This window comes from Paenibacillus sp. FSL W7-1088, from assembly GCF_037969855.1.
Classification (GTDB): domain Bacteria; phylum Bacillota; class Bacilli; order Paenibacillales; family Paenibacillaceae; genus Paenibacillus.
Genome location: NZ_CP150216.1, coordinates 5,463,582 through 5,478,434, shown reverse-complemented (window position 1 = coordinate 5,478,434; position 14,853 = coordinate 5,463,582). Strand labels below are relative to the sequence as shown.

Annotated in this window: 11 protein-coding genes; 10 read left to right on the top strand and 1 reads right to left on the bottom strand. The window is 48.2% G+C overall.

The window, feature by feature from the left end:
• Positions 1–252: 252 nt before the first annotated feature.
• Together MKY42_RS24710 and MKY42_RS24705 are read left to right on the top strand one after the other, a co-directional pair.
• Positions 253–1,533, top strand: a complete 1,281-nt coding sequence (locus tag MKY42_RS24710; RefSeq protein ID WP_339845450.1) for a glycoside hydrolase family 43 protein — start codon at positions 253–255, stop codon at positions 1,531–1,533.
• Between the two features lie 234 nt (positions 1,534–1,767).
• Positions 1,768–3,612, top strand: a complete 1,845-nt coding sequence (locus MKY42_RS24705) for an RICIN domain-containing protein (RefSeq protein WP_090903791.1) — start codon at positions 1,768–1,770, stop codon at positions 3,610–3,612.
• Positions 3,613–3,701: 89 nt separating this feature from the next.
• Here the strand turns inward: MKY42_RS24705 and solA are convergent, their stop codons facing one another.
• Entirely contained in the window at positions 3,702–4,868 is a 1,167-nt protein-coding gene (gene solA, locus MKY42_RS24700) for an N-methyl-L-tryptophan oxidase (RefSeq protein ID WP_090903790.1), read from the bottom strand.
• Positions 4,869–5,099: 231 nt separating this feature from the next.
• On the opposite strand from solA, the gene argH reads away from it, so the two are divergent.
• The 8 genes from argH (at position 5,100) to MKY42_RS24660 (ending at position 14,844) form a co-directional block, all read left to right on the top strand.
• Positions 5,100–6,608: an argininosuccinate lyase gene (gene argH, locus MKY42_RS24695; protein ID WP_256222337.1), complete on the top strand. Its 1,509-nt coding sequence runs from the start codon at positions 5,100–5,102 to the stop codon at positions 6,606–6,608.
• 17 nt (positions 6,609–6,625) lie between these two features.
• Positions 6,626–7,570, top strand: a complete 945-nt coding sequence (locus MKY42_RS24690; protein WP_090903789.1) for an amidohydrolase family protein — start codon at positions 6,626–6,628, stop codon at positions 7,568–7,570.
• Positions 7,571–7,633: 63 nt separating this feature from the next.
• Entirely contained in the window at positions 7,634–8,989 is a 1,356-nt protein-coding gene (locus tag MKY42_RS24685; protein ID WP_090903788.1) for an extracellular solute-binding protein, read from the top strand.
• Positions 8,990–9,016: 27 nt separating this feature from the next.
• The gene (locus MKY42_RS24680) at positions 9,017–9,961 is read left to right on the top strand and encodes a sugar ABC transporter permease (RefSeq protein WP_090903787.1); all 945 of its coding nucleotides are present in this window, start codon (positions 9,017–9,019) and stop codon (positions 9,959–9,961) included.
• A gap of 25 nt (positions 9,962–9,986) precedes the next feature.
• Positions 9,987–10,847 (top strand): carbohydrate ABC transporter permease, encoded by an 861-nt coding sequence (locus tag MKY42_RS24675; RefSeq protein ID WP_090903786.1) that lies wholly within the window; start codon positions 9,987–9,989, stop codon positions 10,845–10,847.
• 295 nt (positions 10,848–11,142) lie between these two features.
• Positions 11,143–11,970 carry an alpha/beta hydrolase-fold protein gene (locus tag MKY42_RS24670; RefSeq protein WP_339853067.1) on the top strand — a complete coding sequence of 276 codons (828 nt, stop codon included), beginning with the start codon at positions 11,143–11,145 and terminating at the stop codon, positions 11,968–11,970.
• 169 nt (positions 11,971–12,139) lie between these two features.
• Positions 12,140–13,723 (top strand): AraC family transcriptional regulator, encoded by a 1,584-nt coding sequence (locus MKY42_RS24665; RefSeq protein WP_339845439.1) that lies wholly within the window; start codon positions 12,140–12,142, stop codon positions 13,721–13,723.
• Positions 13,724–13,842: 119 nt separating this feature from the next.
• Positions 13,843–14,844 carry an ABC transporter substrate-binding protein gene (locus tag MKY42_RS24660; RefSeq protein WP_339845436.1) on the top strand — a complete coding sequence of 334 codons (1,002 nt, stop codon included), beginning with the start codon at positions 13,843–13,845 and terminating at the stop codon, positions 14,842–14,844.
• The last annotated feature ends 9 nt before the right edge of the window (positions 14,845–14,853 follow it).

Here is a 14,853-nt window from a genome sequence, read left to right as displayed (position 1 = left end):
GGCTGCTCGGTTGATTGAATCTATAGATTCTGAACCTCCGGGCAGCTCTTGCACGGGGAATGGACGACGAGGATAGCTTGTATCGTTTGTTGAAACCGTTTACATAACGAAGGTGTTATATGGCTACGTGATCTGTGAGAGGGGTGATGTTTGGCAAAAAGGTATGCCTGTCACACATTTTGGATAAGGAGATGACCCATGTACACAAGGAAAAGGTGGAGCACAAGATTATTCAAAACTTGTAAGTCTGGCATGATCATGCTGCTTGGAGCATTGCTTCTCTTCATCACGTTGTTCCCGAATACAGCCAGAGCAGCAACAAGTGTTTACACGATTTCGGCTTTTACCAATACGAGCGAATCCAATTTGTATATCTACGAATCCTACAATGCGACTAATTACGGTTTGCTTAAAGGGCCTGCCTATACACCCCCGGCCAATCTGATCCGTGATCCCAGCATCATGAAGCATACGGATGGGCTGTATTATGTCGTTTATACCACGAACTGGTCAGGCAATACGATCGGCATCGCATCCAGTACAGATAAGGTGAATTGGACGTTTGTCCGCAATATTACCCTATCTGCACCCACCACGATTGCACATACCTGGGCACCGGAATGGTTCAAAGACAGCAACGGCAGTCTGAACATCATCGTGTCCATCTCCCCAGGCAACTATGAAAACTTCAAACCTTATGTCATCACGGCGACCAATTCAACCCTGTCTTCCACAACATGGTCTGCTGCCACAGAGCTTGCAGGCATTGCACCCAACTACATCGATACCTTCATCGTCAAGACCGGCTCAACCTATCACGCTTTCACCAAGAATGAGACCACCAAGTATATCGAATATGCTACAGCTGCTTCCCTCACCGGACCTTACACGTTCAAAGGGACAGGGGATTGGGCAGGCTGGGGCTCCTGGGTAGAGGGACCTGCGCTTGTCCAGCTGGATAACGGTTCCTGGCGAATCTATTTTGATGGTTACTCTGCACAAAAATATTATTACAGCGACTCTGCCGACGGGTTTCAGACCTGGAGTGCAAAGCAGGAGCTTGCCGGTCTGACTGGACTCGTCCGGCATATGACCGTCCTGAAAGAAACCGGACAGCCTGGCGATATCCGCAAGCTGGAGTCCTATAATGTGCCAGGCAGCTTCATTCGCCATTACAACTATGTGGCCCGAATCGATGCCAGTGTCAGTCCCGCAGAGGACGCACAGTTCCGAATCGTGCCCGGTCTGTCGAATAACGCAGGAATTTCGTTTGAGGCCATGAATTATCCGGGTTATTATCTGCGCAACAATAACGGTGCAATCGTGCTGGTGAAAAATGACGGCAGCGCAGCCTTCCGCAATGATGCCACGTTCAAACGAGTGAGTGGACTCGCAAACGCCAGCTGGACATCTTACGCTTCTTTCAGCAACCCGAATTTGTATCTTAGACATTACAATAATGTGCTGAAATTGGAAGCTGTCGTTACCGCACTCGATAAGTCAGACGCGACCTTCCGAGAGGTTGCACCATAATTGGTGTTCGTGTTTAAGGAGATATAAATAAGTTAAACTTTTTACACTATTTACACGATAACGGAGAGGTCAGAAATAACTTGAAGAAGCGAAGCGTGCGCCTAAAAGCTTTCTAAAAGAAAGCTGCATCGGAAGCGTAGGCCCCAGATTTTTTAATATTATTTAAAAGGGAAAATCCGGGGAAAGTTGTTCTGACATCGGAGTGCAAGTGTAAATTCATAAGGAGTGAATCGAATGAACTGGTTGAAACGATTGGGCACCCTGCTGCTGGCAGGAGGGTTGCTGACAGGCAGTCTGGGTCTTGGCTCAGAAGTTTCCGCTGCGGGTTCTTATACAGCCACCGCTGATCCCTCGAAGCAATATCAGACCATCGAAGGTTGGGGAACGTCCCTTGCCTGGTGGGGGAAAGTGGTCGGAGAGTACTCCAACCGGGATGAATATGTGGAAAAGATGTTTAGCCCAACAACCGGACTAGGTCTAAACGTCCTGCGTTACAACATTGGAGGCGGCGATAATCCTTCATCGAATATTCTGGAATATCGCAAAGCCGTGCCGGGATATCAGCCTTCCCCGGGTGTGTATGACTGGAATGCAGATGCCAATCAGCGTTATATGCTCCAAGCCGCCAAATCATATGGAGTCAACGTCTTTGAAGCCTTTGCGAACTCGGCACCTTACTGGATGACCATTAGTGGAAATGTGTCCGGTGCCGCGAATGGTGGCAACAATCTCAAGCCTGATTACTATGATGATTTTGCTGATTATCTCACAGAGGTCGTGAAGCATTTCAGAGATAACTGGGGCATCACGTTCGACACCGTAACGCCGCTCAATGAACCCATCTCCACTTGGTGGAAGCAGGGCAACGATCAGGAGGGCATGCACTTTGATCGGGCAGACCAGAACACGATTCTGAGTCAGCTGCAAGCCTCGCTCAATGCAAAGGGATTATCCACAAAGCTGAGCGCGCCAGAAGAATACAGTCTGGATGACACAACCACTTCCTTCAACAGTTACAGCAGTGCAGTGAAGTCTGCGATCAGTCAGATTAACACACATACCTATGGCGGAAGCAACCGTGCATCGTTGCGGAATACAGCGACTTCTGCGGGGAAACATCTCTGGACCTCAGAATATGGAGACGGAGATGCCAGCGGACTAACGATGTCACGCACGATCCTTAAGGATATACGCAACATGGGGGCGAGTGCATGGGTGTACTGGCAGGCCGTAGATAGTGCGGATGGCTGGGGATTTTTCAAAAACGTACTGAATAACACGCAAACGACCAGCTACACCGTGAATCAGAAATATTATGTCATGGGCAACTACAGCAAGTTTATTCGTCCTGGATTCAAGATCATTGGTATGAGTGATGCCAATACACTTGCCGCCTATGATGCTGCTTCAGGTAAAGTGGTGCTGGTGACTACCAATTCGGATTCGAGTGATACAACGGTGACGTATGATTTGAGTCAGTTTACAAGTGTTGGATCGTCGGCTCAAGTGCACCGGACATCCTCTACGGAGAAGTTGCAGCAATTGACCAACATCAACCTTCAGAATAAAAAGTTTACAGCGACCGCCAAAGCGGGCTCGGTTACGACCTATGTCATATCCGGCGCGACGTATAATGGCAGCACAGGATATGAATCCGGGGCGATCTATAAGCTGATCAATCGGAACAGTGGTCTCGCTCTGGATGTGAATGGGGCTTCCACTGCCGGGGGTGCAACGATCATCCAGTGGAACGACAATGGCGCGGCCAACCAACAATGGAAGCTGGAGTCTGCGGGCAACGGTTATTATAAAATCCGTAACGTAGGCAGTGGTCTGCTGCTGGACGTGAATCAGAGCTCTACTCAAGGAGGCGCAGCCTTGATTCAGTGGCAGGATAACGGGGGCAACAATCAACAGTGGTTACCGGTGGATGTCGGAGGATATCTTGTGCTCGTGAATCGCAATAGCGGCTTAACCGTTGATATCAACCAGAGCTCCACAACCGCCGGTGCCTCGACCATTCAATGGGAAGACAATGGCGGGGCTAATCAGCAATGGAGCCTGGTCAAAGTGAATTAGAAATGACTGTGCGGCCTGTTTATTTGGATTAGACTTGGTTTATGGTACTCCTTTCTTGAAACATGGCGCGCTATACCACATGGCACGGTTCAAGAAAGGAGATCACCCTGAAATATGCTACCAAATCGGGAAAGGGCAAATCGGCCGATATCCTGATCCGTATGTCCTGTTTGCACCAAGTCAGACAATAGTTTGCCCACTGCACTTGCAAATTTGAAGCCATGACCGGAAAATCCGCCTGCCAGCCATACATGGTTATGGGCAGGGTGACGGTCGATAATAAAATCTTCATCCGGTGTGAACTCGTATTTGCATACCGCACCACGCTTCAGCCTTCCGGCTGCCAGTGGCATCCGAAGTTCAAGCAATCTTCGCAGATCACCCTCATCCGTCTCATCAGAGCCAAATGGAGCCAGTGTACTCCCTGGTGTCCACTCCCGCCCCGTATCGTGACGTCCAATCTTCAGACCCGACCCGTCAATGCTCGGAAATCCATAATATCCGCCTTCTTTTCCAGCCAGCGTGAAACCGGGAAAGTGATCCTCGGCGAACAATGCCTCCGGTGCATCGAACCATCCCACGGTTTTGCGTACAGCTCGAATGGGAAGGTTCACGAACGGTTTCAGCGTCTGAAACCATGCTCCGGCACTGAGAATGACCTGGTTCGCATAATACGTTTCGCCAGCAGATGTGATGACTCCAACAGAATCTGCGCTGCACTCGATATGTTCCACACGTGTATGCGTTAAGAGAGTGGCACCCGATGCTTCGGCTGCCTGACGGAAGGCAAGCACGCAGCGTTCACTGAACAAATATCCTGCATCAGGCTCATACATTCCCTCGTAATGTTCAGGGACTTCAATGCCTGGCCACCGTTTCATAATCTCGGTTGCGCGCAAGGTTTCATACCGAATCCCCGCATCGTCAGCATGGGTTAAACGATTGTGAAAAGAATGAATGTCCGGGTCAACTACATTCAAGACACCCGAACGTACAAGCAATTTGGCCCCGGTAGTATCCTCCAGTTCTTCCCACAGTTCCTGCGCCAGAAGTGCCATCGCTATATAGTCAGGTCCCCCGCTGTACACATGGCGAATAAGCCGTGGTTCTCCGTGATGGCTGCCTTCCGAATGGGGAGGATCAAAGGCATCAATCAGCAACGTTTTTAATCCACTGCGCGCAAGATAATAACCTGCACTCATGCCCATCGATCCGGCTCCAACGATAATGACATCATAGGAATGTGATATAACCATCCCTCCCTCCGCTTATTTTTCACAGACCAATCTTATACAGGATAATCTAGTCTTCAAATCTACAGCAGTCAATAGAACAGGTTATAGAGAAAGCCGATACGACAATAGAAAATTTTGATTAAGGATAAAGTTGTATGTGTATCAAAATAGTGGTAGAGTTTTGAACTAAACATTCCGACCTGATTAGTCGGTATTCCAGATCTCTGTATATTCAGATGAAGAGCAAGGAAGGTGAAGTCAACGTCAACGAATCCAACACAAACGTCTGGTTTTCCCAGTCAAACCTATGCCGAAATTGTACTTGAACCCGCCTATAATCAGGCCACACAGCATCTGCTGAACCCCATGATGGCCGTAAACAAAGCACATCTGATTATGCTCCGTGAACAACACATCATTTCGGAGCAAGAGGCGTGCCACATCGCTTCCGCTATACAAAGTCTGGATGTAGATGGGCTCCGAACGAGTCAGTATTCCTCCCACGTTGAAGATTTGTTCTACCAAGTCGAAGCTGAACTAGAGAAGCTTGGCGGACCCTCTGTCGGAAATCTGCATTTAGCCAGAAGCCGAAATGATATGGGAATCGCCATGTATCGTATGGTGCTGAGGGAGAATCTGAACTTAACGATTTCCTCAGGGCTGTCATTACACCGAAGCCTAAGAGAGTTTGCATTACGTCATATCGATACCCTCATGATTGCTCACACGCACACCCAACAAGCCCAGCCGACAACACTTGCCCACTACATCTGTGCCGTTAGCGATTCCCTTGAACGGGATCTTAATCGGTTGAGATCAGCCTATACAGGCTGCAATCGCAGCAGTCTTGGTGCGGCTGCTCTCACCACTTCTGGATTTCCAGTCTGTCGAGACCGGACCGCAGAACTGCTCGGCTTTGATGGCATGATTGAGAATGCCTATGATGCCGTCAGCGGTGTGGATTATGCAGGTGAAGCCGCCTCTGTAGCCCAACTGGCAGCTATCAATCTGGGACGTTTTGTTCAGGATCTGCTGTTATGGTGCACACAGGAATATGGTGCATTAATTGTAGCTGCCCCTTACGTTCAGATTAGTTCCATCATGCCGCAAAAACGGAATCCGGTATCGATTGAACACGCCCGTTCACTCCTTTCAAGTGCCAAAGGGGATGCAGCAACTGCGCTTAACATGATGCATAACACGCCCTTTGGCGACATTGTAGATACCGAAGATGATATGCAGCCCTATGTATGGAGAAGTCTGAATACACTTGAATCCGTATATCGCTTGCTGTCCGAAGTGATGGATACCCTTAAGGTCAATGTGTCATTGCTGCGGGAACGGGCAGAGCATAGCTTCGCTACGGTTACCGAACTTGCAGATACGCTGGTCCGCACAGAAGGATTATCGTTTAGACAAGCTCATTCCATCGTGAGCCGCATTGTAACACAGCTGACGGAATCCGGTATTTCCATTTCGGGATTGAACTGGGAGGTTGTGAACACAGCGGTGCAGGAAATTGCCGCCAAGCCGCTTGCCCTAACCTTTGAGCAATTAGAGGAAGCAATATCCCCTGAGCATTTTGTACACATTCGGCATGTGCGTGGTGGACCGAATCCGGAAGAAGTGGCAAGAGCATTGGAGGCTCAAGCGCTCCGTCTTGACACACAGGAACAATGGAATCTTGGCACCACCAATAAACTCCGTTCCGTAGATGCGAATCTGGATTTAATTCTAAACGGCTGGCTTAACCAAACCTAAACGGAAGGAGCAAAACAATGTTCTCCAATCCCGACTTTCGAGTTTTTGATATCCATGCCCACCTGCCCTATAAACTTTTGCTTTCCTCATATAAAAACCATGAATTGGTGACGCGATATGGCAAGGAACGAAGTGAGCGAATGCGACTAACCTGGGACTTCCCGGCGGTGGAGGAGCAGGGAGAGGAAGCAGCACGGCCGTTAATCGAACGGTGGGTAGATGAATTGGACAAATACAATATTGCTGGACTTAACTTTCTGACGGCTCTGGATAATGACAATCTGGCTGAACAAATATCCATATACCCGGATCGGTTTACCGGCTTCGCTTATCATTCCATTGAAAATGAAGATGCATCCACCGAGTTGCGTCGGGCGGTTGATGAGCTCGGGTTGCGAGGATACAAGCTATTTGGTCCTCTCACCCAGATTCCCTTTGACTCCCCTTCGCTCGATCCGGTGTGGACATTTCTTGCAGAGCGGCGTCTGCCTGTGCTGATTCATTTTGGCATGCTTGGTCATGCCGGAGGCATCGTTCATCATCCCAACATCAATCCGCTTGCCATCTTTAACACGGCCCGTGCCTATCCGGATATTCCGTTCATCATCCCTCATTTTGGCGCAGGGTACTTCCAGGAACTGCTCCATCTAAGCTGGAGCTGCCCTAACGTCTACATCGACACATCGGGTTCCAATCAGTGGGTACGCTGGATGCCCTATGAGCTGAACCTGGAGACGTTATTCCGCAAAACCTACGAACTGTTGGGTCCGGAGCGAATCATCTTTGGAACGGATGCGAGCGGATTTCCGCGTGGTTATCCTTATCGTTATTTGCAGGATCAGGTGCGTGTATGCCGTGAACTTCGCTTCCCTGAAGCGGACATTGAACTCATCTTCGGAAATAACGCAAGACATCTGTTGAAGCTGCCTGTTGATAAAGCCGTTGGTTCCACCAACGCGTAAGTCAAGGAGATAGAGAACGGGTTATAACACTTTTGTTGGAAAAAGAGGGGAGAGTGGCTTCACTTGACGGAATCCGGTTATTTTTCATTCAGGCCAAGCAAGACCCTGCAATTTTTGATTGCAGGTTTACTCTTATTGAGCATAACAGCTTGTTCAGCCAAGCCATCCGAAGAGTCTGGTTCAGCAGCTGTAACAGCTTCGAGTGTTCAGACGGAGAAGGAGCCCATCACGATTGAGTACTGGCAGTACGAATTTCCAGCCAAGGTTGAACTGATCAATACCTTAATCCAGGAATTTGAGACTGAACATCCTAACATCAAAGTCAAACAAACCAATTTTCCATACGACCAGTACAATCAAAAGGTTGCTACACTTGTTCCCGCCGGAAAAGGACCGGATGTCATCAATCTGTATTACGGCTGGCTGCCAAAATATGTGCAATCCGGTTATTTACAGCCGCTGCCTGAAAGCAGCTTTCCGGGCATCGCCGAGGCATTTTTCCCTTTTGTGGATACAGCCAAATTAAATGGAAGCTATTATGCTCTGCCTACAGGCGTGAGAACGCTGGGGTTGTTTTATAACAAGGACTTGTTCACCAAGGCTGGACTTGATCCCGAGAAACCGCCGACGACTTGGGAAGAGCTTGTCTCGGATGCCAAGGCATTAACGGAAACGGACAAAAACGGCCAGTTGGTGACAGAGGGTTTCGCGTGGGAACCGGGTTCCCAACTTCATCACTGGTTCCGAGATGGATTGTTATATCAAGCGGGAGGCAAGGATACAAGCGAGGATCGTCGGAAAATCCTGTGGAATGATACACCCGCAGGGCTTGAAGCATTCAAGTATCTGGTTGATTTTGCAACCGTGCATAAGGTAGGAATTAACGGCTTTTACACCGATGATGCCAATGCATTCAAAACCGGCCATGCCGCAATTAACGTGGATGGTTCATATCGATTGGGATCTATCAAAAAAGACGCTCCCGATTTGAATTTTGCTGTCGCCCCGCTGCCAGGTTATAAAGGAAAATCCACACAGGCTTCATTCTGGGCTAATGCGATTCCAGCCAATGTTACCGGAGAGAAGTTGGAAGCAGCTACGGCCTTTTTACAGTTTTTGATCAGCAAGGGTGTTCAGGAACAATGGGTGGAGAAGGTCGGTGAACTTCCCGCACAGAAAGAAGTGGCTCTTCAGGATAAGTATGTGAATGACCCGCTGCTTGGCCCTTTTATCTCTCAACTGAACGATGCTAACGCCCACTTTTTCATTGATGAGACGCAGGAGCGTACGTTGTTTGTGAACGCTGTGGATGAGGTGCTTCTTAATCATGTGCCGGAAGAACAGGCCTTCAATGATCTGGTGGCCAAAACCCAGAAGCTCTATGACGACTACTGGGCGAAACAGGATAAGAAAAAATAAGTTCTCATTCAAGGAGGCTGTGCAGCTATGAGGACTACCGGGGTGATTCCTTCGCGGCCGAAACGGCGTTTATGGTTCGGATCGGGAATAGGAAGACTCAATTACAGACATAAACAGCGGTTATTCATTTATGGCGGTTTGTTGATTCCGCTGCTCTATTTTGTAGTCATCCGTATCTTACCGATTCTGTATTCCTTTAACGTAAGCTTTCGCGAATGGGGCATGCTGTCACCGGATAAACCCTTTGTGGGCTTTGATAATTATGCGACGTTGCTAAGTGACTCTCTATTTCTCAAGTCGCTGGTGAACACAGGAATCTACGTCGTTGTTGGTGTACCTGCACAGTTGATTGCCGGATTAATCGTGGCTCTTCTTCTCCAGCAAGTGGTGAAGCTGCGCGGATTGTTCAGGACGGCCTACTTTATCCCGTATGTTACCAGTGTAGTGGCGGTAAGTTGGATATTCCGGTGGCTGCTGATGAAGAACGGGATTGTAAATACTCTATTTATAGAGTTGGGTCTTGGGCCGCAATCATTCCTGTATTCGCCCTCACAGGCCATCTTCTGGATTATTGCGGTGATGGTATGGCAAAATATCGGATTTCAGATGCTCATTTTCCTGGCGGGTCTGCAAAACATCCCCAAATTGTATTATGAAGCGGCTGCCATAGACGGAGCCACGGGTTGGCAGCGCTTTGTGCATATTACAATCCCTCTGTTGAACCCGGTTATGCTCCTCTCCGTCGTCATGGCAAGCATTGGGTTCCTGCAATCCTTTACCCAGGTGCTGAATATGACAGGAGGCGGGCCGTTGGACTCCACCATATCTGTTGTGCTTCATATATACAATTTGGCTTTTAAGAGTTTTGATATGGGTCTGGCCTCGGCAGCCACCGTCATTCTGTTTGTCATCATATTCATGCTGACTCTGGTTCAGCTTAAAGTGCTGGGCAGCCGTTTTCAACAGGAGTAAAAGGAAAGGAGGGTGCTTTTCAAGCATGAGCAGATCTGCCGCATGGGCCGATACCCGAACAACACTCCGCTGGAAACGTTCCGGGTCACTGATCAGTTATGGTTTACTTACCCTCGGACTTGGGTTGATGGTGTTTCCGTTTCTATGGATGATATCGACGTCGTTCAAGACGCTGGATGAAATCTACTCTCTAAGCCTCATCCCTTCCAGAGTCACATGGGATAATTATGCGGCCATTTTTCAGGGAACCCCATTTCCCCGCTGGATGTTGAACAGCTTATATGTAGCCGTCATTGCCACGGTGAGTGTCTGCGTGTTTGATTCCATTACGGGATACATTTTGGCTAAATTTACGTTCTGGGGGAAACAGGTTATCTTTGTACTCATTCTGAGTACATTAATGGTGCCGACTGAAATGCTGATTATTCCATGGTATCTTGTATCCAGTAGTTTCAACGGCATGGACACATACTGGGGGATTTTGTTTCCAGGTTTAATATCCGGGTTTGGCATTTTTCTAATGAAGCAATTCATGGAATCCCTTCCTTCGGAATTACTGGACGCGGCACGAATTGATGGCATGGGAGAATGGGGCATTTTCCTTCGGATCGCTGTTCCGCTGGTAAGGCCAGCGTTTGCCACCCTCTGCATTCTGACATTCCTGGGCAGTTGGAATTCATTCATCTGGCCGCTCATTATTACGCAGAGTGAGGAGATGTTCACGATTCCTGTCGGAATGGCTTTCTTCTCCAGCGAGGCCAAGGACAGCAGCAACTGGGTACAGATTATGACTGGAGCAACACTTTCGGTTCTGCCATTGATCGTTCTCTTTCTGTGCTTTCAGAAGCAGATCATTCGTGGCATTGCTACAACGGGTCTCAAATAGCTCAAATAGCAAAAGCATCAGACATTTCTTTTAAACAATACAAAACACTACAGACAAAAACAAAGCCGGTTACCCGTCAGTGAACTGCACCCCATTTGTTAGACACGACTAACAATGGAGGTGCAGTTTTTTTGCCTAAATTCAGTTTTGATGAGAAATTGAAAGCCATGCATGCAATGAAGCGGTGCATTTTCCATATGGAAATGGGTGATTCGTCCATGGAAGGCCGGACCGACCTTGGATATAATCGGAGACTAAAGCTGTAGCAACCAGGAGGTATACTTCATTGAAACCAATGATGAGACAAGATGGAACAGAACCGGAGGTAACGTTGCCGGGAACTGCCTATTACCACATGCGTGCAGAACAGACCAAAAGAGATTACGAGATCAAAGTTTGGGTGCCGGAGAGCGCCCCGCCAGCTTCCGGATATCCCGTGATCTATCTGCTGGATGCCAATGCGGTGTTTGGTACGATGGTTGAGGCCATGCGTGTACAATCTTTACGCCCGGAGAAGACCGGGGTTGTGCCAGCAGTTATTGTTGGTGTGGGGTATACTGCCAGAGAACCCTTTCCGCCGGACAGACACTATGATTTTATGATGCCGGTTCCCAAAGAAGATTTACCCCGGAGACCGGATGGAGCAACTTGGCCGGAGCATGGCGGCGCTGAAGCATTCACCCTGTTTATCGAGGAACAATTGAAGCCAGATATTGAACGACGCTATGCCATTGACCGGAGCAGACAATCCGTTGTGGGGCACTCGCTGGGCGGATTATTTGTTTTGCAGTTGTTACTGGAACGTCCGGGAACATACCGAAATTACATTGCAGGTAGTCCGTCTCTTCATTGGAACTCAGCCTGGATCGCCCGGCAGCAAGAGACGTTTGCTTCTCGCATGCAAGATAACCGTACGGAAATTCATGTTTTACTTGCAGCAGGAGAACTGGAGGGGAGTCATCCCAGCGGGGTGATTGAACGCTCCCGAGCGTTTACTCAATGGTTGAACCATAGCGATGCAAGTGGAGTGCGCGCTGACTTTATCTGTTTTGAAGATGAAGGTCACATCTCGGTATTGCCTGTGTTGATCAACAGGGCACTGCGATTTGCATCCAGAGATTGAACGGGTTGAGTACCATCATGAAAGAACTAGTAGATGCGGGGGTCTCCGAAAATTTGATATACTGATGATAGTTATTGAGAATGGTTATCAAATGGAGGCCTATAAATAGATGATTTCCCCTAACTTATACCCTAATCAAGAGGTGGATTCCACGTATCTGCTCGACAGATTGACTATAAAATTGCGTGACATGGAGAAAATGAAATCCACTTCGGACTGGAACATTCCCCAGCAGCATACCTCGTCTTATGTGCTTGTCTTGGTCACAGGTGGTGAAGCCTTACTGACACTGGATCGGGGGTCTATCCATATCCATGCACAAGGCGTATATTCCTGTGTACCCGAATCCACTTTTGGACTGACCTCTTTCGGAGATGAAGGAGCCGAAGTAACGATCATGCGGTTTGACCTTTATCAAGAGCTGCATGATGATCCTGACACCTTGCATGTGGTTAAAGATACCCCGATGTTCAGATCTGGAAAGGAGCTGGCGGTGTCACCAACCGTTCAGCTCTCATTTATGTGCGAAGAAATACACAACCTGTGGCATAGTGGCAGGGCCATGGGGCATTTTCAGGCACATGTGCAGTTTCTCCAATTGCTCGCAAGCCTTACAGAAGCATCACCTCCGCTCAAGGAAGATTCCCAGATGATGATCCAGCGTACCAAAGATTATATCGATGAGCATTCCAATGAGAATCTAACCGTGGAATATCTGGCAGGCATGGCCGGGCTGAGTCCGAAATATTATGTGGACCTGTTCAAGCGAAGATATGGAATGAGTACAACTGATTATATTTCTTCACTCCGCATTAACCGGGCAAAACAACTTATGGCCGGTACTGAAATGCGTCTGCGGGATATTGCTCATCAGGTTGGATATCAGGACGAATTTTACTTCAGTCGCAAATTTAAAAAAGCCATGGGAATATCCCCTTCGGTATATATGAACAGCCGCCGCCGTAAAATTGCGGCCTATCACATTGCGATTACAGGACATTTGCTGGCCCTGAACATGATTCCCTATGCGGCACCGCTGCACCCGAAATGGACATCGTATTATTATCGAATGTATGGCAAGGACATCCCTGTACATCTGAGTGCCTATCGGATTGACATGGAATGGCAATCCAAAATTCAGGCTCTGCAGGAGCATCAGCCCGACCTGATTATCAGTTACGACCACTTGCGACCTGAGGAAAAAGCACAGCTTGAAGGTATTGCACCGGTTCATTACCTCACGGTCTCAGATCACAACTGGCGATCACAGCTTCAGATTCTGGCTGAACATCTGGGGACACAGCAGGATGCCAAGAGTTGGCTGGAAACTTATGATCATAAGGTTGATCAGGTCAAAACGATGATGCAGCGAAAGCTTGGCAACGAGAAGGTAGTCGTTGTCCGTTTGTTAAAACATCAGTTCACACGTTATTGTTCACCTTCCATGTTGGAAGTGTTATATGGAGATTTGGCGGTTAAACCAGCCCATGTCAGTGAAGAAGGGGAAATATATAACGAGCCGATTACATTGGAACAGCTGGTTGAAATGCAGACCGATTGGATATTTCTGATGGTATGTCAGGAGAGTGAGACGTTATCTTTCTGGGAGGATGTGCAGAAAACATCCTTGTGGCAAAATATAAAATCTGTTCAGAATAACCGGTTGTTCATCATCCCGGCTGATCCCTGGCTTGAGAACTCGCCCCTCGCCAACGAACGCATCCTGGACGATCTGATGGATCGCTATCGGTGAAAAATCCATAGAGATTCAGGACAGAGTCCATGGTTCTGTCGGTCAATCTTGTTTATCATTCAATAATGATTATTATTCTCAATTAGAATAATCGAACTATTGAAGGGGGATCACCAGAGATGAAAAAGAAATTGGGGTTATGGTTGGTAATGATATGTATGCTCGCTGTATTGGGAGCGTGCGGCAATAAAGAGGACGCGTCAGGGACTGCGGAGAATTCGGCTTCGACCGGAACCACGGCGACGACCAATGAAACGGATACAGCTGAAGCAGCTGAAGGCACACGAACTATTAAATACTTAGATAAAGAGTACACAGTCCCAACAGAAGTTAACCGTATTGTTATTACTGGTTCCATGGAAGCGATGGAGGATGCGCTGGTTCTTGATGTACATCCGGTAGGGGCTATTACTTTTGGCGGCGAATTCCCGGAGATGTATGCTTCTATCACGGATCAAGCTGAGTCCATTGGGCAGAAGATTGAGCCTAACTTTGAGACCATCTTGTCCTTGAAACCGGATATTATCCTGGGTTCCACGAAGTTTAAGCCTGAAGTGGCCGAGCAGTTAAGCAAAATTGCGCCATTTATTCAGGTATCCCATATTGCTACGGATTGGGAGTCGAACCTGAATCTGCTGGCTGAGCTGACAGGCAAGCAGGATCAGGCCAAACAGGAGATTGAACAGTATAAGGCTGCTCTGACTACTGCTCAGGCTGAACTGGGGGACAAACTGGAAAACAAAAAAGTGCTGGCAGTGCGTATCCGTAACGGACAAATGTATGTGTATCCTGAGTCTGTCTTTGTGAACCCGATCCTGTATGGAGACCTTGGATTCCAGGTTCCGGCCGAGATTCAGGCAGCCAAAGCACAGGAAGCACTTTCGGTAGAGAAGTTTGCAGAGATGAACCCGGATTATGTGTTTGTACAATTTGAGACATCCGAGAACTCCGACACCCCGAATGCTCTGACGGATCTGCAGAATAACCCGATTATCCAGAAGACAACTGCGCTGAAGGAAAATCATGCTTTTGTCAATGTCATTGATCCATTGGCTGAAGGCGGTCCGGCATGGAGTCGTATTGAATTCCTGAAAGCAGCAGTTGAGCAGTTATCCAAATAATTAGAGCAA

Bases quoted from the DNA above. Each gene is read 5' to 3' on its own strand.
- MKY42_RS24680 (WP_090903787.1), top strand. From the start codon at position 9,017: ATGAGGACTACCGGGGTGATTCCTTCGCGGCCGAAACGGCGTTTATGG.
- MKY42_RS24690 (WP_090903789.1), top strand. From the start codon at position 6,626: ATGTTCTCCAATCCCGACTTTCGAGTTTTTGATATCCATGCCCACCTG.
- MKY42_RS24660 (WP_339845436.1), top strand. From the start codon at position 13,843: ATGAAAAAGAAATTGGGGTTATGGTTGGTAATGATATGTATGCTCGCT.
- MKY42_RS24670 (WP_339853067.1), top strand. From the start codon at position 11,143: ATGATGAGACAAGATGGAACAGAACCGGAGGTAACGTTGCCGGGAACT.
- MKY42_RS24705 (WP_090903791.1), top strand. From the start codon at position 1,768: ATGAACTGGTTGAAACGATTGGGCACCCTGCTGCTGGCAGGAGGGTTG.
- MKY42_RS24710 (WP_339845450.1), top strand. From the start codon at position 253: ATGATCATGCTGCTTGGAGCATTGCTTCTCTTCATCACGTTGTTCCCG.
- solA (WP_090903790.1), bottom strand. From the start codon at position 4,868: ATGGTTATATCACATTCCTATGATGTCATTATCGTTGGAGCCGGATCG.
- MKY42_RS24675 (WP_090903786.1), top strand. From the start codon at position 9,987: ATGAGCAGATCTGCCGCATGGGCCGATACCCGAACAACACTCCGCTGG.